The sequence below is a fragment of the Noviherbaspirillum sp. Root189 genome (assembly GCF_001428545.1).
Lineage (GTDB): Bacteria > Pseudomonadota > Gammaproteobacteria > Burkholderiales > Burkholderiaceae_D > Noviherbaspirillum.
Window position 1 is genome coordinate 197,354 of sequence record NZ_LMHZ01000067.1, and the last position, 19,045, is coordinate 216,398.

General features: G+C 55.1%; 16 protein-coding genes. 5 read left to right on the forward strand and 11 right to left on the reverse strand.

The annotated features are described in order from the left end of the window. Positions 1–80: 80 nt before the first annotated feature. The 9 genes from ASE07_RS25710 to cyoA all read right to left on the reverse strand — a co-directional run bounded on the left by ASE07_RS25710 (position 81) and on the right by cyoA (position 8,337). Positions 81–509 (reverse strand): hypothetical protein, encoded by a 429-nt coding sequence (locus ASE07_RS25710; protein WP_057293657.1) that lies wholly within the window; start codon positions 507–509, stop codon positions 81–83. Between the two features lie 283 nt (positions 510–792). Further along, positions 793–960, reverse strand: coding sequence for a hypothetical protein (locus tag ASE07_RS29185; RefSeq protein ID WP_156397028.1), 168 nt, complete (start codon positions 958–960; stop codon positions 793–795). A 460-nt stretch (positions 961–1,420) separates the two neighbouring features. Continuing rightward, entirely contained in the window at positions 1,421–1,957 is a 537-nt protein-coding gene (locus ASE07_RS25715) for a response regulator transcription factor (protein WP_057293770.1), read from the reverse strand. A gap of 21 nt (positions 1,958–1,978) precedes the next feature. Then, positions 1,979–3,280 carry an ATP-binding protein gene (locus tag ASE07_RS25720; protein ID WP_057293771.1) on the reverse strand — a complete coding sequence of 434 codons (1,302 nt, stop codon included), beginning with the start codon at positions 3,278–3,280 and terminating at the stop codon, positions 1,979–1,981. A 31-nt stretch (positions 3,281–3,311) separates the two neighbouring features. Further along, positions 3,312–4,208: an SURF1 family protein gene (locus ASE07_RS25725; protein ID WP_057293658.1), complete on the reverse strand. Its 897-nt coding sequence runs from the start codon at positions 4,206–4,208 to the stop codon at positions 3,312–3,314. Further along, complete coding sequence (gene cyoD, locus ASE07_RS25730) at positions 4,205–4,639, reverse strand: cytochrome o ubiquinol oxidase subunit IV (RefSeq protein WP_057293659.1); 435 nt, start codon at positions 4,637–4,639, stop codon at positions 4,205–4,207. The genes ASE07_RS25725 and cyoD overlap by 4 nt, the downstream gene beginning before the upstream one ends. Next, complete coding sequence (cyoC, locus tag ASE07_RS25735) at positions 4,636–5,271, reverse strand: cytochrome o ubiquinol oxidase subunit III (protein ID WP_057293660.1); 636 nt, start codon at positions 5,269–5,271, stop codon at positions 4,636–4,638. The genes cyoD and cyoC overlap by 4 nt, the downstream gene beginning before the upstream one ends. After that, on the reverse strand, positions 5,264–7,267 hold the full coding sequence (cyoB, locus tag ASE07_RS25740; RefSeq protein WP_057293661.1) for a cytochrome o ubiquinol oxidase subunit I: 2,004 nt from the start codon (positions 7,265–7,267) through the stop codon (positions 5,264–5,266). Before cyoB ends, cyoC begins: the two co-directional genes overlap by 8 nt. A gap of 2 nt (positions 7,268–7,269) precedes the next feature. Continuing rightward, complete coding sequence (gene cyoA / locus ASE07_RS25745) at positions 7,270–8,337, reverse strand: ubiquinol oxidase subunit II (RefSeq protein WP_057293662.1); 1,068 nt, start codon at positions 8,335–8,337, stop codon at positions 7,270–7,272. Between the two features lie 166 nt (positions 8,338–8,503). Between cyoA and ASE07_RS25750 the strand changes: the two genes are divergently transcribed. The 4 genes from ASE07_RS25750 (at position 8,504) to ASE07_RS25765 (ending at position 15,646) form a co-directional block, all read left to right on the forward strand. Continuing rightward, entirely contained in the window at positions 8,504–9,850 is a 1,347-nt protein-coding gene (locus ASE07_RS25750; protein WP_057293772.1) for an MFS transporter, read from the forward strand. A 382-nt stretch (positions 9,851–10,232) separates the two neighbouring features. Continuing rightward, a complete protein-coding gene (gene glgC / locus ASE07_RS25755; RefSeq protein WP_082584493.1) occupies positions 10,233–11,504 on the forward strand; it encodes a glucose-1-phosphate adenylyltransferase in 1,272 nt (423 codons plus the stop codon). A 154-nt stretch (positions 11,505–11,658) separates the two neighbouring features. Continuing rightward, positions 11,659–13,122, forward strand: coding sequence for a glycogen synthase GlgA (glgA, locus tag ASE07_RS25760; RefSeq protein WP_057293663.1), 1,464 nt, complete (start codon positions 11,659–11,661; stop codon positions 13,120–13,122). Between the two features lie 79 nt (positions 13,123–13,201). Next, entirely contained in the window at positions 13,202–15,646 is a 2,445-nt protein-coding gene (locus ASE07_RS25765; RefSeq protein WP_057293664.1) for a glycogen/starch/alpha-glucan phosphorylase, read from the forward strand. A 65-nt stretch (positions 15,647–15,711) separates the two neighbouring features. On the opposite strand, the gene ASE07_RS25770 is transcribed toward ASE07_RS25765, so the two are convergent. Both ASE07_RS25770 and ASE07_RS29190 read right to left on the reverse strand, forming a co-directional pair. Next, complete coding sequence (locus tag ASE07_RS25770) at positions 15,712–16,770, reverse strand: TAXI family TRAP transporter solute-binding subunit (protein WP_057293665.1); 1,059 nt, start codon at positions 16,768–16,770, stop codon at positions 15,712–15,714. 38 nt (positions 16,771–16,808) lie between these two features. After that, positions 16,809–17,462 (reverse strand): hypothetical protein, encoded by a 654-nt coding sequence (locus tag ASE07_RS29190; RefSeq protein ID WP_156397030.1) that lies wholly within the window; start codon positions 17,460–17,462, stop codon positions 16,809–16,811. Between the two features lie 422 nt (positions 17,463–17,884). Between ASE07_RS29190 and ASE07_RS25780 the strand changes: the two genes are divergently transcribed. Beyond that, positions 17,885–19,039: an MFS transporter gene (locus tag ASE07_RS25780; RefSeq protein WP_235548628.1), complete on the forward strand. Its 1,155-nt coding sequence runs from the start codon at positions 17,885–17,887 to the stop codon at positions 19,037–19,039. Positions 19,040–19,045 lie beyond the last annotated feature (6 nt).

Genomic DNA, 19,045 nt, shown 5'->3' on the forward strand with positions numbered 1-19,045 from the left:
GCCAGCTGACTTTTCCAACGATTTATGATGCACCTGACATCCCTTGAGTAATATCGCCAATTACTATATTACGCTGCTTCTTATAGCGGAATGCCTGAAAGCAGCCCGACCCTTGGCTTGTGGGCGTGCGGCAGGACGTTGAGCTGTGCCCGTGCGCCGTCAGGTACCCGGTTCGGAATAAGGATATGCTTCCTGATCTTGAATTCCATCGCCGCGATACAGTATTCGGGAGAGAATATTGCATAGCGGCCGCCACGCCAGAAAAACATTGGCTTGTCTTCATCGATCTGGAACCAGTTCACATCGCTGGCTTCTTCGCTACTGGTAGGCAGCGTACGCAGCAAGCGTAGCGCTTCTTTGGAGACCCCCAGATGTTTGCCCGTGTCGTAGATCACGTGCCCTGGAAAACGGGGGTTATCTTGTGCGCTAAGGACTTCGCCTGGAACCGAATGATCGGTCAGCAATGTAATGATGAGCCGTCCGCGGTAGGCGGTGATCTCTGCATGCATGAATTCTCCTTGCATTGGCTTGTATCTTGTCCAATTATGCAAAAAGAATGCCTGCTCATAGCAGCGCCGAAAATTTGGCCGTAAGAATGAAGCACTGACGATGACGCGTTGACGCTGCTTGAGTCGAACCCCGAAGCAGGCGAAGGATTCAAAGCACGGAAGCTGCAGTCGCTTTCCTGCGCGATCTTCCTGTCCGATTCCCTACTTTTGGCGCGCATCTTTTTCACACAATCCGGCGTAACGTCCAGACCCTGATCGAGGAAAGCTATAAGCGCCTGGAGAGTCAGTTCGCGTTAAAGAACCAGCCGATGACGCCAGCAAGAAACAGGACGCAGCCGACTGCAATCATGGTTGCCGCAATGCCCCAGGCGACCATGCCGACAACGGCTGAGCCGACGCAGGTAATAAATGCCCCGGCAAGGGCGATCCATTTGTATTCAATCTGATGCATCGAAGCTTCCTGCTACTGGCACATGAACACTATCGGGCTACAGGTGCTTCAGAGCGTCATTGAGTACCCGACCCGACTACTAGACATGCCGGGCGGGTTTTGCAGGTGACAATGATCGTTGCTGAAGAGACGGTTTGCGGCAAGACTTAATCGATCTTAGCTGATAAAAATTTTCCCTGAATTGACTGACCACAAATGTTACTTGTAGCGATTGTCCAAAAGATTGCATAAGGGGATGAAAATGGATGACTCGATCCATCAGAGATGGAATTGAAGTCATAGAGAGATCAAACAAACACAGAATGCTTTTAGAAAAGGAATACAGATTGATCGATAGCAAGTCGCTGGCTCTCGTGCGGATTACTCTGAAATTGCAGTTGAATATCCTCCTTTGATTGAGCAGAGCTATTTGCCCGCAGCCGTCACCGGCTCGCGGGTTTCTTTTATTTTTGGGTAAGCGTTACTTGACTCGCTGCTTGTCGAGTTTGCGTGCAAGGGTTCGTCTATGCATTCCTAATCGCCGGGCTGTCTCGGAAATATTAAAACCAGTTTCCGCAAGCACTTCGTGAATGCGTTCCCATTCAAGCGTCTTGATGGAGGTGGAGCGGTTCGTCAGTTCGACAGGATCGGCACCGGCTACATGTCCGAACGCCGCTTCGATATCATCGGTATTCGACGGTTTGGCGAGGTACTGGCATGCGCCAAGCTTGATCGCTTCCACTGCGGTATTGATGCTGGCAAATCCGGTCAGCACGACGATTAACATGGCTGGATCATGCTTATGCAGCATTTGCACAAAGGTCAGTCCGGACGTGTTGTCCTGCAGTTTGAGATCGACAACGGCATGAGTCGGCGAATGTTTTTCCAGGATCGCCGCTACCTCTTCCAGATTGGCGGCGAGCAGCACCTTGTAGTCACGGCGTTCGAATGACCGTCCAAGCGTCCGCGCAAAGGCGGCGTCATCTTCGATGATGAGCAACAGGCGGTCGGATGACATCGGCATAGTCCCATAGTCCTTTTACAAGGTGATGGCTGCCAGCGGCAGGTTCAGTTGCACAATGGCGCCACCCTCAGGGCGATTATGCGCCGTCACAGTGCCGCCCAAGGTACGAGCCACGTTGACGACCAGGAACAAGCCTAGCCCGCCTCCCGGCCTCCCTTTGCTCGACTGATACGGCTTGCCAATCTGCGCAAGCATCGCGGGCATGAATCCCGGTCCGGCGTCGGTGACTGTCAGTCGCAACGCATCCGCCTCTCGCGCTACATCGAAACGCAGCCAGTGTGGCGACGCCTCCAATCCATTGTCGAGTACATTGAAAATCATCTGTTTGAGCGCGGTGTCGAAGACGACAGGAATATCCTGATCGATAGCGTTATGGTACTCAAAGGATGCGATGGGTCTGCTCGCCTGCCACTCCCTGATCAGGTCATTGAGAAAATTGTTAATGGTCGTCTTTGACGATGATTCGCTGCGGGTCTCCCCGGCGGACAACAGGATGCTGCTCACAATTTTCTTGCAGCGCTTCAGCTGGGTTTCCATCTCATTGATCTCTTCCAGCAACTCGGGATGGTTCATAAACTCGGGCATGTGCTTCCAGTCGCCGAGGATCACCGACATGGTCGCCATCGGGGTGCCGAGTTCGTGTGCCGCGCCCGACGCCAGCAAGCCCATTCTGACAATATGTTCTTCTTCGGCGGCACGTTGACGCAAGTGGGCCAGCTGTGCATCCGCTGCCCGCACGTTGCGGTTGATACGGGTAATAAAGAACACCAGCAGAGATGCATTGAGCACAAAGCAGATCAGGGTCCCCTGCAGGTACAAGCTCAGGAGGCCACGTTCGTGGTCGAGCGGAATCGCAAGAGGTTTGGACAATAGCGCGAGACCGGCCAGGCAACTTCCTGTCACCGCGACGATGGTCCATGTCGACCACGCTTCAAGCAGGACAGCGCTGAGAATGACCTGGAGCAGATAGAGGAAGGCAAAGGGATTGGTGGTTCCACCGCTGAAGTACAGCTGCGCAGTCAGGCTGGCGACATCGACGAGCAGGGCAAAGAAGAGCTCCCGGTTACTGACGACCTGACGTTCATGCCAGCGCAACTGGCTTGCGATATTGAAAGCAATCAGGCAAGCCAGCACTGCAAGCATCTGCGGCAATGGTAGATGGATGCCAAAGCCAAGTGTCACAACGGAAATCGTCGTAATCTGTCCGATGACGGCAAGCCAGCGCAGCTGGATCAACTGCAACATGTTCTTGTGACCAGCCGCACTTTCCGCTGTTGTCGCCGTTGTAGTGACTGCCTCGGCGTTTTTTGTTTTCATTCCATCCGCACCATCGGCGCGTGCAATCGGCTCAATTCGGGCTGCCATGTTGGTTATTCCGGTCTCTATTGGAGGAGTGGACTCCGGTGCGCCGATGCTGCTTTCTTTCATCGTACACAAGCCATAAGGCGGAGCCTACCATCATCAAGGCTAGAGCATACCAAGTCAGGGCGTAGACCAGATGATTGTCATGGAAAGCCACCACCGTGAGGCCGCCCACTGGTGCAACGGGCAAGCCGTCCAATGTATTGGCCACATGGGGTTCGGCCGCTTGCAGATCAATGAAATAGGGGGCTACATCTTTCAGTTCACGCGCGGCGGAAATTGCCGCGACATCGCGCGAGTACCAGCGGTCCTGCGCCCGATCGTTACTTCTTAGAAATCCGCCGTGTGGTTCGCTGATTCGCAGCAGGCCGGTAATGACCGTCGGCCCACATTCGCTACGACGGCCGGTTTCACAGTCATTGGGTTTTCTGGATTGCAGATACCGGCGGGTTGCTTGCGCCGCATCGGCAGGTATGAATCCAAGGTTGACCAGAACGAGGGTGCCGTCACTGTTGCGCAACGGAGTTAGCATCCAGAACCCCGAACCCAGCTCGGTCGATGCCTGTACCAGCGCGGTGCTGGAATAGAGGAGGGTGCCGCTCACCGTTACGCGGCGGTATTCGTCGGTTTCGGCAGTAATGGTCGGCCAGCGCCGGCGGTCGGGAGCAGAGACAGATGCCGCATGAACGCACTGCTCGACACGTTCAATCAACGCGTGCTTCCAATGTAGCCGCTTTACCTGCCATGTACCAAGCGCAACAAAACCAGCCGCAGCGAGCGCCGCGCACAGGACCAATGTGATCAGGACGATGAACGGGCGCGCACGCTGACCGGTTTCATGCGTGGTCGCTGCGTTGCTTTCCCGTTCCGTCCGATTGCTCATGGCATCTTGTGCATCTGGTGTGTTGCATCGGGCATCATCCCCGGCATCATGTTGTGATTCAGATGGTACATAACCCACAGCGACCCGCTCAGCAAAATAATCACCAGCACGAGCGTGAATACCAGGGCAAGCATATTCCACCCTCCTTCCGATCTGGTGTTCATATGCAGGAAGTAAACCATGTGTACAACAATTTGAACCGCAGCGAAGCCGAGGATGACCAGCGCGGTGGTGCTTGATTTTTCAAACACCTCGCCCATGACCAGCCAGAAGGGAATGGCGGTCAGGATGACTGATAGCAAAAAGCCAATCACATATGTCTTGACGCTGCCATGATCGGCATGGTCTTCGTGGCCATGATGGTCATGGTGGCCTGAAGCATGATGAGCACGTTCCGAATTGATGCCCGGGTTGTGATGATGTTCGCTCATGGTAAAACTCCCATCAGGTAAACAAAGGTGAATACGCCAATCCAGATCACGTCAAGGAAGTGCCAGAACATCGACAGGCACATCAGGCGACGCCGGTTCTCGGGGATGAGCCCATGTTTGCCAAGCTGGAACATGAGCGTCACCAGCCAGATCAGGCCGAAGGTAACGTGCAAGCCGTGCGTCGCGACGAGCGAAAAGAATGCCGTCAAAAAGCCGCTGCGTTGCGGGCCCGCGCCTTGGTGCAGCAGATGCGCAAACTCGAATAGTTCGAGCGAAATGAAGCCCGCACCCAACAGGCCGGTAATACCCAGCCAGATCAGGGTGGAACGCAAACGCTTGCGTTGCGATTCCAGCATGGCGAAGCCGTAGGTGATGGAGGACAGCAGCAGGAGTGCCGTGTTGGCCGCCACCAGGGGCAGATCGAACAACTCGGCACCGGTTGGCCCGCCTGCATAATTACGGCCCAGCACCGCGTAGGTAGCGAACAGGCAGGCAAAAATCAGGCAGTCGCTCATCAGGTAAATCCAGAAGCCGAGCAGGGTGCCGTTTTCCGGATGGTGCTCCGTTACGTGGAAGCGGTCGCCCGCATCAGCGTGCAGGACGTCGACAGATGTTGCGGTTATTTCAGACATGGCTTTCCAACAAGCGTGTGCGAGCATTCTCGGTACGGACAACTTCCTCCGCCGGGATGTAATAGTCGCGTTTGTAATTAAATGTGTGGATGACGATTGCCGCCATCATTGCAGCGAAGAACAGGCCGGCGACCAGCCACATCTGCCAGATGACCGCAAAGCCGACCACTGCGCTCAGCGCTGCGATGACAAACCCGGCTGCCGTGTTTTTCGGCATGTGGATGGCGACGAAGCCGTGGCTTGGACGCGTATACTTTTGCTTCTTCATGTCGGCCCAGGTGTCGTTGTCATACACGCGCGGCGTGAACGCAAAGTTATAGTCAGGCGGTGGCGATGATGTCGCCCACTCCAGCGTACGGCCATTCCACGGATCGCCGGTCACATCACGCAATGCATGACGGTGCTTGAAGCTGACATAGAACTGGACCAGCATGGCAGCAATACCGACGGCAATGAGGACGGCGCCGAGTGCCGCGATCTGGAACCAGATTTGCAACGACGGATCTTCGAAGTGACTCATGCGGCGCGTTACGCCCATCAGGCCAAGTACATAGAGGGGCATGAAGGCGAGATAAAAGCCGATGACCCAGAACCAGAACGATACCTTGCCCCAGAACGCATCCAGCTTGTAACCGAACGCTTTCGGGAACCAGTAGTTGATACCGGCGAACAGGCCGAACAGGACACCGCCAATGATCACGTTATGGAAGTGCGCGATCAGGAACAAGCTGTTGTGCAGCACAAAGTCAGCCGGCGGAACCGCCAGCAACACACCTGTCATGCCGCCGATCACGAACGTCACCATGAAGGCGACCGTCCACATCATTGGCAATTCATAGCGGATGCGGCCACGGTACATGGTGAACAGCCAGTTGAAAATCTTGGCGCCGGTCGGGATCGAGATGATCATCGTCGTGATACCGAAGAACGAGTTCACGCTGGCGCCCGAGCCCATGGTAAAGAAGTGGTGCAGCCATACCAGGTAGGACAGGATGGTGATCACGACCGTGGCATAGACCATCGATGTGTATCCGAACAGGCGCTTTCCGGAGAAGGTCGACACCACTTCCGAAAAAATACCGAATACCGGCAGCACCAGGATATATACCTCGGGATGGCCCCAGATCCAGATCAGGTTGACATACATCATCGCGTTGCCGCCCAGATCATTGGTGAAGAAATTGGTGCCGAGAACGCGGTCCATTGACAGCATCCCGAGTACGGCGGTCAGTACCGGGAACGCCGCCACGATCAGCACGTTCGTGCACAGCGAGGTCCACGTGAAAACAGGCATTTTCATCATGGTCATGCCGGGCGCACGCATCTTGACGATGGTGGCGATCAGGTTGATCCCCGATAGCAGGGTACCGACACCGGCAATCTGCAATGACCAGATGTAATAGTCGACACCAACATCGGGGCTCGCCAGAATGCCGGACAGTGGCGGATAGGCGAGCCAACCGGTACGCGCGAATTCGCCCACGAACAGGGACGCCATGGTCAGGCCGGCACCGAACGTGGTCATCCAGAAGCTGAAATTGTTCAGGAAAGGGAAAGCCACGTCGCGGGCGCCGATCTGCAAGGGCACGATGTAGTTCATGAAGCCGGTCACCAAAGGCATGGCGACGAAGAAAATCATGATCACGCCATGCGCGGTGAAAATCTGGTCGTAGTGATGCGGCGGCAAGAAGCCGGCTGAATCGCCGAAGGCGATCGCCTGCTGGGCACGCATCATGAGGGCATCGGCAAAGCCGCGCAGCAGCATGACCAGACCCAGCACCATGTACATGATGCCGATCTTCTTGTGATCGATGCTGGTGATCCAGTCATGCCACAGGGTGCCCCACAATTGATACCGCGTTACCAGCGCGACCAGGGCAATCCCGCCCAGGGCCACCATGATAAAGGTACCAATGAGAATAGGTTCGTGATAGGGAATTGCTTCCCAGCTTAGTCGTCCGAAGATCAGCTTCGTCAAATCGGTATGGTCTTGCATCGCTATTCTTTGTGAATATGAGTGTGCGCAGGGGATGTTTCGGATATTGGAGCGCCGGGATGCGCATCGGAAGGCACGACATCCCTGGGATGATCGCCGGCCTCCATCTGGGCTTTGGACTGGGCTTGCGCCTGGGCCTCCATTTGCACCTTGCCGTTACGGATGCGTTTGCTGTCGGCAGCCATCATGTCGTTCATGCAGACGGAACCCGGCGCCACGCATCGGTTGACGATCGCGTCATACAGGTCGCCAGCTACGGTTGCGTAACGACGGACCGGTTCGCGCTCGCTGGGTTTTTCCAGCGTCATGTAATTGGCACGGTCCAGCGAGCCGCCGCTGGCCTTGGTTTTCTGCACCCACGTACCAAAGTCTTCATTGCTGACACCGTGGTACTTGAAGCGCATATGAGAAAAACCTGCACCGCTGTAGTTGGCGGAAAAGCCTTCGTACTCGCCTGGTTTATTGATCACCGCATTCAGGGTGGTCTCCATGCCCGGCATTGCATAGATCTGTCCGGCCAGCGCGGGAATATAAAAAGAATTCATCACGCTGGAAGCGGTAATCTTGAACCGGATCGGCACATCGATGGGCGTCACCAGTTCATTGACCGTGGCAATCCCTTGCTCCGGATAAATGAACAACCATTTCCAGTCGAGCGCGACAACCTGCACCAGCAACGGCTTGGTGTCCGCTGGAATAGGGCGATTGGCGTCAAGACGATGCAGTGGGCGATAGGGATCAAGCAGATGTGTGCTGATCCAGGTCAGCAGGCCGAGCGCAATGATGATCAGCAGCGGAGCGCCCCAGATCACCAGTTCGAGCTTGGTGGAGTGGTCCCAGTCCGGCTCGTAACGTGCGGCTGTATTGTTCTTGCGATAACGCCATGCAAACAGAAATGTCAGGGCGATCACAGGTACGATGATCAACAGCATCAGCAAGGTTGAGACATAGATCAGATGTCCTTGCTGAGCCGCGATATCGCCGGAAGGGTTCATTACAACGGTATTGCAGCCGGTGAGAAATACCACTAGCAGGGGTAGTAATCGGCGCCGGGCGGATAACAGATGCATGGTGGAAAGTCAAGAACGTGGATCAAGATTGTGCTACTCTACTTTGGCCAACCCACAATTGCGATTGGACATTTTGTCCTACCGGCACACGGCGAGGACCGTATGCGGATTAGTGACATTGGCCAGTTGCACCTATTACATCAGGCGCATCGGAGACTTCATCAATATGGCAACAACGACCTTTCCACCCCTTCCCGGCAACGATGCAGCACCAAGCCCGAGCAGTCAGAGTGCGCGGCACATTAATGCGCGCGACGGCCACATTGAACCAGGTGAAATCGCCATCGGCGTCATCATCGGACGTGCCTCGGAGTACTTCGACTTTTTCGTGTATGCCATCGCGTCCGTTCTGGTTTTTCCCGCGGTCTTCTTTCCGTTTGAAGAGCCGCTCGAAGGCATGCTCTATGCGTTTGTAATTTTTTCATTTGCATTTCTTGCAAGGCCCATCGGTACGGTGCTGTTCATGGCGATCCAGCAGAGGTTCAGCCGTGAGTTCAAGCTGATGCTTGCGCTCTTTCTGCTCGGTGTATCGACGGCCGGAATCGCTTTCCTGCCGACCTATGAACACCTGGGAATGGCCTCCATCGTATTGCTGGCCTTGCTGCGAATCGGCCAGGGCATCGCATTGGGCGGCTCATGGGATGGCCTTCCTTCCTTGCTTGCACTGAGTGCTCCCCAGCATCGTCGCGGCTGGTACGCCATGCTCGGACAGCTCGGTGCGCCGGTGGGATTCATTGTCGCCGGCGGACTGTTCGCTTATCTGTTGTCCGCACTGTCGACCGAAGACTTCCTTGAATGGGGCTGGCGTTACCCGTTTTACGTAGCGTTCGCCATTAACGTGGTTGCGCTGTTTGCCCGTCTGCGCCTAGTATCGACCAGCGAATATTCCCGCTTGCTTGACGAGCGCGAACTGGAACCGACTAACGTCGTTGAAATGGTGCAGTCACAAGGGCGCAATTTGCTCGTCGGTGCGCTTGCCGCTTTGGCAAGCTATGCGTTGTTTCACCTCGTCACCGTGTTTCCGCTGTCGTGGATCAGCTTGTATTCCGAGCGTTCGGTGAGCGAGTTTCTGGTAATCCAGATGATTGGTGCCGTCCTGGCCGCTTGCGGCGTAGCGGCGTCCGGCCTCATCGCAGACCGCTTTGGCCGACGCACGACACTCGGCACACTCGCTTGCCTGATCGCTGTATTCAGCGGATTTGTGCCGACGCTGATGGATGGCGGAGACTTGGGGCAAAATGTATTTCTGCTGCTGGGTTTCGCCTTGCTGGGACTGTCCTATGGACAAGCTGCCGGCGCGGTAACCGCCAATTTTCCGGCGAAGTATCGTTATACCGGCGCTGCGCTGACTTCCGATCTCGCCTGGCTCGTCGGTGCCGGCTTTGCACCGCTCGTTGCGCTTGGACTGTCGGCGCATTTCGGTCTTGCGTATGTCAGCATCTATCTGTTGTCGGGAGCGGCTTGCTCGTTGGCGGCATTGAGTTTGAATCGTGCTCTCGAAATTCGGGATTAAGTTTAAGTAGAAGGATTAAGAACGCGCTTCCTGAAATGCGCTCGCCCAAGTCAGAAGGAGCGGCGCGGAAGTCATCGTTTTAGTGTCGACATGGCCCGGCCTCATTACCGTCCAGATGGTAATGAGGCCGGGCCATTTTCGTGCGCCATCGTGCAACTGGTTTTCACTGCTGCGGGTGGCGGTTCGCCTTCATGCCACCGTTCGATTGACCTTTATCAAATAGCGGGCCTGCTTGATCTTAACCGTCCCGCGCCAGCAAATATGAATGCGGCGACTCTTGCGAGATATCAACGGTCAGCACTGTTCGCCCAGGAGGAACACAGTTTCAGTCCCATTGATCTGACTAGAATGAGGATGTTCAGCATAATAAAAAGGATCAGTTGTGGACCAGACGATAGACAAGTTAATCATCGCCCGTCAGCTCCCCAAACGTACTGTTGCCCTTGTGCTTGCAGGGGGACGTGGTTCACGCCTGCAACAGTTGACCGACAAGCGGGCCAAGCCAGCCGTGTATTTCGGAGGCAAGTTCCGGATCATTGATTTTGCGCTGTCGAACTGCATCAATTCCGGTATCCGCCGCATGGGAGTGCTGACACAATACAAATCGCATTCCTTGCTGCGGCATTTGCAACGCGGCTGGAATTTCCTTCGCGGCGAAGCAAACGAGTTCATTGATCTGTTGCCTGCACAGCAGCGCGTCAACGAAGCATACTGGTATCGCGGTACCGCCGATGCGGTCTACCAGAACATCGATATTCTGCGCTCCTATGGTCCTGAATATGTCCTGATCCTTGCCGGCGACCACATCTACAAAATGGATTATTCCATGATGCTGCTGGACCATGTCGAGCGCGGTGTGGAATGCACAGTAGGCTGTATCGAGGTGCCAAGGGCGGAAGCGACTGCGCTGGGCGTGATGGCCATTAATGAAGAGCGGAGAATTACCAGCTTTCTTGAAAAGCCAGCCGACCCTCCCGGCATGCCGGGCAAGCCGGAAAGCGCGCTCGGCAGCATGGGTATCTATGTGTTCAACGCGGAATATCTGTATAACTTGCTTAGTGAAGACCTCGCCGATGAGGATTCCAGCCATGACTTCGGCAAGGACATCATTCCCCGCGTAGTCAGGGAAGGACGTGCGCTGGCACATCCGCTCAACATGTCGTCGGTACCACGTAAATCCGGCATAAAGCCCTATTGGCGGGATGTTGGTACCGTCGACGCGTTTTGGTCAGCGAATCTCGACCTTGCCTCTAATATGCCTGAACTGAACATCTACGACAGTGAATGGCCAATCTGGACTTACCAGGAGCAGCTTCCGCCAGCTAAGTTTGTGCCGGATGACACGGGCGCCCATGGACAGACCGCGAACACGCTGGTATCAGGAGGCTGCATCATTTCGGGATCGGATCTGACCGAGACCGTTCTCTTTTCAAACGTGCGTATCCATTCGTACTGCACCATCAAGCAAGCTGTGATTCTGCCGCATACCGAAATAGGCCAGCGCTGCCGGCTGCGGAAGGTCGTGATTGACCGGGGTTGCAAGCTACCCGATGATCTCGTGATTGGCGAAGATGCCGAACTCGATGCACAGCGCTTCTATCGTACGGAAAACGGCATCGTGCTGGTAACAAGTGAAATGCTGTCCAGGCTGTGAGTGCAACAGCAACCAAGCGCAACCCCGGTGGCAGAAAAGCTGATTTCATGCGACCGGTGTGCAATCGTGGCATGAAAATTTGCTTTCCTTAAAACCCACATTTACGACATAGCGGATTGGGTAGCGGCTTTCCCGCTATCGTCATGGAGTAGCAATGCGTGTAGTGCATGTTTGTTCCGAAATATATCCTTTGATAAAAACCGGTGGCCTGGCTGATGTGGCCGCAGCCTTGCCGCCGGCGCTCGTCCGGTGCGGATGCGATGTCCGGCTATTGCTCCCCGGATACCCTGTCATCCTGGAGCAGGTCAGGAATCCGCAGATGCTGGTCGAACTGCCACCGCGATTTGGCGCATCCCGGCTCCGGCTGTATGCGGCGACGCTTCCCGGTAGTGAAATGCCTGCCTATGTCATTGACGCTCACGGTTTATACGACCGGCACGGTAATCCCTATGCCGATGCGCGCAATCAGGAATATGCCGACAATTATCGTCGATTCGCACTGCTCGGCTGGATGGCAGCCGAACTTGCACACGGGCTCGATCCCGTGTGGCGACCCGACATCGTGCACGGACATGACTGGCACGCCGGTCTCGCCCCTGCTTATCTCAAAGCCGCTGAACGCCGTAGCGGACGTATCGCAGCAAGCGTCATGACGATTCATAATCTAGCTTATCAAGGCGTGTATTCGCGCGAGGTGTTCCATGAACTTGACCTGCCGCCGGACTTCTTCGATATGTACGGCGTCGAATTCTATGGCAACGTATCCTTCCTGAAGGCGGGTTTGTTTTACGCGGACAAGCTCACAACAGTGAGTCCGACCTATGCACGCGAGATTCAGGGAAGTGAACAAGGTTGTGGTCTGGAGGGCCTGCTAAGCGGTCGTGCGCAGGACCTCGCGGGAATTCTCAATGGCGTGGACCCGGAGGTCTGGAATCCGGAGACTGACGCAGCCATTGCGGCAAACTATGGTGTCAGCTCACTCGAAAGAAAGCGGGAATGCAGAAGGGCATTGCAACAGCAATGCGGATTGGCGATGCAGGACACCGCACCGGTCTTCGGCGTCGTCAGCCGCCTGACTGACCAGAAAGGCCTGCATCTTGTACTGGACGCCTTGCCTGATGTAATTCAGCGCGGAGGGCAACTCGTTTTGCTGGGGAGCGGCGACGCGGAGCTGGAAACCGGGTTTCTAAATGCTGCCGCTGCGCATCCTGAAGCGGTCTCCGTGCAAATCGGCTACGATGAAGGCAAGTCGCATCAGATCATTGCCAGTTGCGACGTGGTACTTGTTCCATCCCGATACGAACCTTGCGGGCTGACGCAGTTATATGGGCTGCGTTACGGAACCTTACCGCTAGTGCGCCGGGTCGGGGGACTAGCGGATTCCGTGGTGGATGCTTCACCGGAAAACCAGGCGGCCGGCATGGCGACCGGGATTGTATTTGAAGGCTTCAATACAGAGCAACTCGCCACTGCGATGCGGTGCGCCTTTGCGCTTTTTTCACACCATGATGCGTGGCAACGCGTTCAGCAAACCGGCATGCGGCAGCAATTTACCTGGGACCGTGCTGCAGCACAAATGATTGACGTGTACCGGCAGATCATGATGCTTGAATTGTAACCAGTAAATATATTGCCAGAACAACGAGAGTAAGTTGCAATCCAAGTTTGTTCACTGGAATTTTTGAAGATTGGGATCTATGAATCACTTAATCAACATTGACCAAGCAAACTCTAATGCCCTGCATCTCAAGAAGGCGATTGTCAGCAAGCTGACCTATTCAATCGGAAAAGATCCGGCGTTCGCGACTCCACAAGAATGGCTGCAGGCAACCGAACTGGCGGTGCGCGATCAACTAATCGAACGGTGGATGAAAACCAATCAGGCTCAGCATGTCCAAAACCCCAGGCGGGTTTACTACCTTTCAATGGAATTTCTGATCGGACGAACCTGCACCAACGCAATGCTCGCCCTGGGGATAGAAGCAGAAATCAGATCTGCGCTTGAGGCACTCAAGGTTGATTACGACGAGCTTGTCAATTTCGAGCCCGACGCCGCACTGGGAAATGGCGGCCTGGGCCGGCTCGCTGCCTGCTTTCTGGACTCAATGGCAACGCTTGGTATTTCCGGCATTGGTTATGGTATTCGTTACGACTACGGCATGTTTCGCCAGCAGATCGTCGACGGCAACCAGGTCGAAACGCCGGATTATTGGCTGACCAATGGTAACCCGTGGGAATTTCCCCGACCAGAGGTGCAATACCGGGTACGCTACGGTGGCTACACAGAGCAGCATGGCGACAAGGTTTGCTGGAACGGCACCGAGGATGTGCTTGCGATGGCATACGACACGATTATTCCTGGCTATGCGACGGACAGGACCAATACGCTTCGCCTGTGGTCGGCGAGGGCAACCACCGAGATCGATTTATCGGCCTTCAATCAAGGCAATTATTTTGGTGCGGTCGAGCGCAAAAATCATTCGGAAAATGTATCGCGAGTGCTCTATCCGGACGATTCCACCCAATCAGGTCGGGAACTGCGTTTGCGCCAGGAATATTTTTTTGTGTCAGCGAGTATGCAGGACCTGATCCATCGGCATCTTTCCTTGCATAGCGGGTTTGACCGGCTTGCCGAAAGTGCCGCGGTGCACCTCAACGATACTCACCCCGTGCTTGCGGTTCCCGAATTGCTGCGCATTTTGATGGATGAGCATGGCGTGCCGTGGAAGAACGCATGGGCAATCGCACAACAGATATTTTCCTATACTAACCATACGCTGATGCATGAAGCACTCGAAACCTGGCCGGTTGACATGCTCGGACGCGTGCTGCCGCGTCATCTGCAAATCATCTTCGATATCAATTCCGAATTCCTGCACAGCGTGACTGCGCAGTTCGGAAAAGACATCAACCTGATGCGCCGTCTATCGCTGATCGACGAGCAGGGAGAACGCAAGGTACGCATGGCTTATCTCGCGGTTGTCGCCAGCCATAAGGTCAATGGCGTATCGAAGCTGCATTCCGAATTGATGAAGCAATCCATCTTTGCTGATTTCGCGAAGGTCTATCCCGAACGCTTTACGAACAAGACCAATGGCGTAACGCCGCGACGCTGGCTGGCACAGGCAAACCCTGCGCTGGCCGGACTGATCGATGCCCGAATCGGTCCTCAATGGCGGGCCGACCTCGACAAGCTGGCTGAATTGCGAAAGCTAGCTGATGATCGCGACTTCATTAGCGCTGTACGCAATGCGAAGCGAAGCAATAAACTGCGGCTTACAGAATGGGTGGCTAACAGATTGAGTATCGTACTCAACCCGGATTCGTTGTTCGATATCCAGGTCAAGCGTATTCACGAATATAAGCGCCAATTGATGAACCTGCTGCATGTGATCACGCGGTATCACCGTATCCTCGCCAACCCTGACGGCGACTGGGTGCCGCGGACGGTTATCTTTGCGGGAAAGGCCGCGTCGGCGTATCACACCGCCAAGTCGATCATCAAGCTGATCAACGATGTCGCGACAACGATCAACGCCGACCCGCGGGTAGGTGAGCGGCTTAAAGTCGTCTTCATTCCTAATTACAGCGTCAGTCTGGCTGAAATCATCATTCCGGCGGCCGACTTGTCCGAACAGATTTCATTGGCAGGCACCGAGGCGTCAGGAACCGGCAATATGAAGTTTGCATTGAACGGCGCACTAACGATCGGCACACTGGACGGCGCCAACATAGAAATTCTGGAACAGGTCGGACAAGACAATATCTTCATCTTTGGTAATACGGCTGCGCAGGTTCAAGATATCCGGGTACACGGTTATCAGCCGCGCCAGGTCTATGAATCGAACCCGGAACTGAAACAGGTCCTGGATCAGATCCGTAATGGTCACTTTTCACCGGAGGCCCCCGATCGGTTCCATTCTATCTTCGATACGCTCGTCAACTATGGAGATCACTACCTCTTGCTGGCAGATTATGCGAGTTATGTGCAGACGCAGGATACTGTTGATGTGCTATTCCGCGACCATGAGCAATGGCATCGCAAGGCAATCCATAACATTGCGGGAATGGGGCAATTCTCTTCTGACCGAACGATCGCAGAGTACGCGCAAGAGATATGGCGCAGCGAGCCGCTTAAGTAGATGGGTTATTGGCCGGCGCACCCAGCCACACCCAGCCGCCATCAGCCCGATAGCGCTTCACATCTTCACATCCGGCAAAGACCAAGCAGTTTTTCCTGCTGATTACAGGATTTTGTCACCGGCACGGGCGCGGCGGCCTGGGCCGGTCGACCGCGTTGCGCCACGCACGATTGCAAGGTTTTCTCGACTGGCGCGTAGTACTTCCAGCCTTTACCGAGAGGCGGCGTTTTCAACTGGACCTCCTGCCATTTTGGATGGCCCTGGGATTGCAGATTATCGAAGTTGGCGCACAGCGATTCCGCAAATCGCTTGAGATTATTCTGGGTTGCCTGGGTGTCGTAGTTGTAAGTCACGAGGAATGCTCTCACCGAAAGAGTAGGCACATCTTCAGCCATCCAGGCGGGATAACTCTTGCTATGGATCGTCGCTGGAAAATAAGTCGACTCCGCACGTTCTGTTTCCGGTGCTTTGTCGTCCCGCCGTAACAGCTTGATGTACTGGCGCGCTTCCGGAGCCATATCGGAAAACAATTTCGCGGGCTGGCCGGCAACGATGACGACGACGTCAAGCGTTTTGTCATCGATAAGCTTTCGTAAGGCTTCTTCATTGGACAAGTAACTGGCGTTTGCTTCGGGCAATGGTGTTGAAAACATCAATCGGTAGAGCGTGGTTGCACTTAGTGCCGTGCCGCTGCCGACAGGACCCACATTGATCTTTTTATCCCTGAGTTCATGGATGTAGGTGAGGGGAGAGTCGGCGCGTGTGACGAAATAGATTTCTTCATCGTAGAGCGGCAACATCACTCGCAAGGGACTGATCAGCTTGCCTGCGGTCACATTCCCCGCAGCGGCCTGGTCGACAAAAGCTTGATACACATCGGACTGTACCAAGGCCAGCTTGACGCCAGGTTCAAAGCGCAGGCGCTGTACGTTTTCAGCGGACCCGTTGGACGGCAGCGCTTCCAGATTAATCTTTGCGGGCTGGCCAACCCACTTCGCGAGGTCGCGGCCAATCTGTATGTAGGTGCCGCGTTCAGACGCGGTGACGATTTTGTAATCGACCTGGGCGAACGCGGACGTCCATCCGATCAAGAGGACGCACAGGGTCCAACGAAAATGCTTCATAGACTGCCTCCCTCTTTCAGTGATACACAGGTCTGCTGCTATTTTTCTCCACACAAGGCAAGCGCCATGGACGCAGCGGAGCACCGCCGGGCAGGCGAGGTACCGGGCGCTGTGACGGCGTCGGTACTGCCGTCGTTGGAATGTGTCATGGGAATACCCGGATGGGTAAAAGACGAACTTGTTTTGGTATCGTCGACAGAGCTTCCTGGACTTTCTGATTCTTCAGAAGCGATTCTTCGCATTTCCGCTATCTTCAACGCCATCTTCTCGGAGGCGGAGGGTTCCTGCTGCACTACGGGGTTATCCCTGCTCGGGAGCGAAGAGCCTTGAGAAGTTGATGATGGTGAATACCACACGATATAGAAGCCTGCGGATGCACCGAAAGCCGCTGCGGCAATGCAGATGCACACGGCGATAAACAAATATCTGGTAAACGAATTCGACAGAATTTTCGACGCCGGGCCTGTTCCTATTGACGCGGCATTGACACCATCTGCACCGGAAAGCGTGGCAGGCGCCTGCGGTGGAAACGGAGGATCGAAACGGCTATCGATGTCGGCCGCCCTGTCCGGGTGCAGGGTAGCCGCAGCCAGCTTCCGCGTGCCTGGCCTGGATGGCTTTATGCGAAACCGTACTGCACCAGGTAGTTCGCTATCGAACGGGAATGCTACCCGCTCATCATTCGTTTTCATGATGGCCTAAATCACCTTCAGCGGCTCCGTTATGGAGGCCCATCACAGAAATTCAAATCTCGCCCGATCCGTGATACCGGACCACAACTCAAGAAGTTAAGAATCGGGCAGGCGATTTTATCCGTGTGTTCGTAGTTAATTTGCTACCGAATTCCGCGCTTGCATTTGATGCAGCACAAACGCGGACGGGGCAGTGTCGTCTTCGTACTGCACGAACAACGATAGGTAAGTTGGCCAAGAAATACGGATGCTCTCTGTCGCAGGATGTCGCTTATTTATGAAAAACTGCTCGCCTCGCGACAGGCGCAGTTCTTACTTGCAGATATTCGCAGAACGAATGTCTGATATAAACTTCTTTCGAGAAACTATTGCTTGGGCGCATGCGTCACACGGGTCTTGCTGACACACAACAATATCCGTCCATGATGCAATCTAGCTCCTTACTTTCAGGCTTCCATTACCGATCTTTCAAGCCGCTTTCCTTGCCCGCGATGTTCACCCTATTCGGCATGGCCATGGGCTCGTGGGCGGGCCGCATTCCCGCATTGCGTGAAGGCTTGCAGATTTCGCATTCCGAGCTATCGATGGTTCTGGTATGTGGCGGATTGGGGGCACTGCTCTCCCAGCCGATCTCTTCACGCCTGATGTCATCACTCGGCGCACGGAAAACCGCATACTATGCGTGCCAGGCACTGCTTGCCGTCCTGCTTTGCATCGGTGCCGCACCCTCCGTCTCGCTATTGATGGTATCGGTTCTGATGCTGGGCATCGTCGCCAGTTGCGTAAACGTCAGCCTTCAATCGATTGCAACCGGATTCGAAAAGGCAACCGGCAAATCCGAGATGTCTAAACTCCATGCATGGGGCTGTGCTGGCGGACTCGGCGGCGCTGCGCTGGGCAGTGTGATGGCGACGCTGCATGTCGCACCGCTGATGCACTATTTGCTCATTGCGATGCCGCTTTCATTGCTCCTCAAGCTCGCAAGCGATTCCTTGCAAGTGCAGGACGACGCGGTAGCCATTGAGCGTAAAGCTTTTTGCCTGCCACGCGGACCGCTGGCGTGGTTAGGTGCGCTCGGATTTCTCGGCGCCATGTCCGAAGGAAGCATTGCGGACTGGGGCGGCGTTTTCTTAAAAGATCACTTTGAAGTGAGCGACGGCTTTGCCCCACTGGCATTGACCATGTTCTCCGTCATGATGCTGGTGGCGCGACTGATGGGCGATGACCTGAAGGCAAAATTCAGCGCACGGGCATTGGTCGGTTATGGCGCGCTGCTCTCCGCAGGCGGTTTGTTTTTCGCTGTTTTATCTCCTAGCGCACTGCTTGCGTTGGCCGGGTTTGCAGCGGCCGGTGTTGGTTTGGCATTGCTTTTCCCCTTCGTCTATAGTGCGGCTGGCAAGGAGGGGCCGATGGCTTTTGCCGCGGTCGCTACCATGTCCTATAGCGGCAGCCTGATGGGGCCGCCCGTGGTCGGGACTCTGGCAGAGGCGTTCGGCATGCAGGCCGCCATCGGATTCGTGGGTAGCTTAAGCCTGGTGATGGCTGTCATTGCGAGCCGGGCAAGCCTGTTGAAGTAGGCGGTG

What these genes read in the sequence shown, in the direction of transcription:
- ASE07_RS29190 (WP_156397030.1), bottom strand. Translation starts at nt 17,462, where the DNA reads ATGAAAACGAATGATGAGCGGGTAGCATTCCCGTTCGATAGCGAACTA.
- ASE07_RS25715 (WP_057293770.1), bottom strand. Translation starts at nt 1,957, where the DNA reads ATGTCATCCGACCGCCTGTTGCTCATCATCGAAGATGACGCCGCCTTT.
- cyoD (WP_057293659.1), bottom strand. Translation starts at nt 4,639, where the DNA reads ATGAGCGAACATCATCACAACCCGGGCATCAATTCGGAACGTGCTCAT.
- ASE07_RS25780 (WP_235548628.1), top strand. Translation starts at nt 17,885, where the DNA reads ATGATGCAATCTAGCTCCTTACTTTCAGGCTTCCATTACCGATCTTTC.
- cyoC (WP_057293660.1), bottom strand. Translation starts at nt 5,271, where the DNA reads ATGTCTGAAATAACCGCAACATCTGTCGACGTCCTGCACGCTGATGCG.
- ASE07_RS25765 (WP_057293664.1), top strand. Translation starts at nt 13,202, where the DNA reads ATGAATCACTTAATCAACATTGACCAAGCAAACTCTAATGCCCTGCAT.
- cyoA (WP_057293662.1), bottom strand. Translation starts at nt 8,337, where the DNA reads ATGCATCTGTTATCCGCCCGGCGCCGATTACTACCCCTGCTAGTGGTA.
- cyoB (WP_057293661.1), bottom strand. Translation starts at nt 7,267, where the DNA reads ATGCAAGACCATACCGATTTGACGAAGCTGATCTTCGGACGACTAAGC.
- ASE07_RS25725 (WP_057293658.1), bottom strand. Translation starts at nt 4,208, where the DNA reads ATGAGCAATCGGACGGAACGGGAAAGCAACGCAGCGACCACGCATGAA.
- ASE07_RS25770 (WP_057293665.1), bottom strand. Translation starts at nt 16,770, where the DNA reads ATGAAGCATTTTCGTTGGACCCTGTGCGTCCTCTTGATCGGATGGACG.
- ASE07_RS25710 (WP_057293657.1), bottom strand. Translation starts at nt 509, where the DNA reads ATGCATGCAGAGATCACCGCCTACCGCGGACGGCTCATCATTACATTG.
- glgA (WP_057293663.1), top strand. Translation starts at nt 11,659, where the DNA reads ATGCGTGTAGTGCATGTTTGTTCCGAAATATATCCTTTGATAAAAACC.
- ASE07_RS25750 (WP_057293772.1), top strand. Translation starts at nt 8,504, where the DNA reads ATGGCAACAACGACCTTTCCACCCCTTCCCGGCAACGATGCAGCACCA.
- ASE07_RS29185 (WP_156397028.1), bottom strand. Translation starts at nt 960, where the DNA reads ATGCATCAGATTGAATACAAATGGATCGCCCTTGCCGGGGCATTTATT.
- ASE07_RS25720 (WP_057293771.1), bottom strand. Translation starts at nt 3,280, where the DNA reads ATGAAAACAAAAAACGCCGAGGCAGTCACTACAACGGCGACAACAGCG.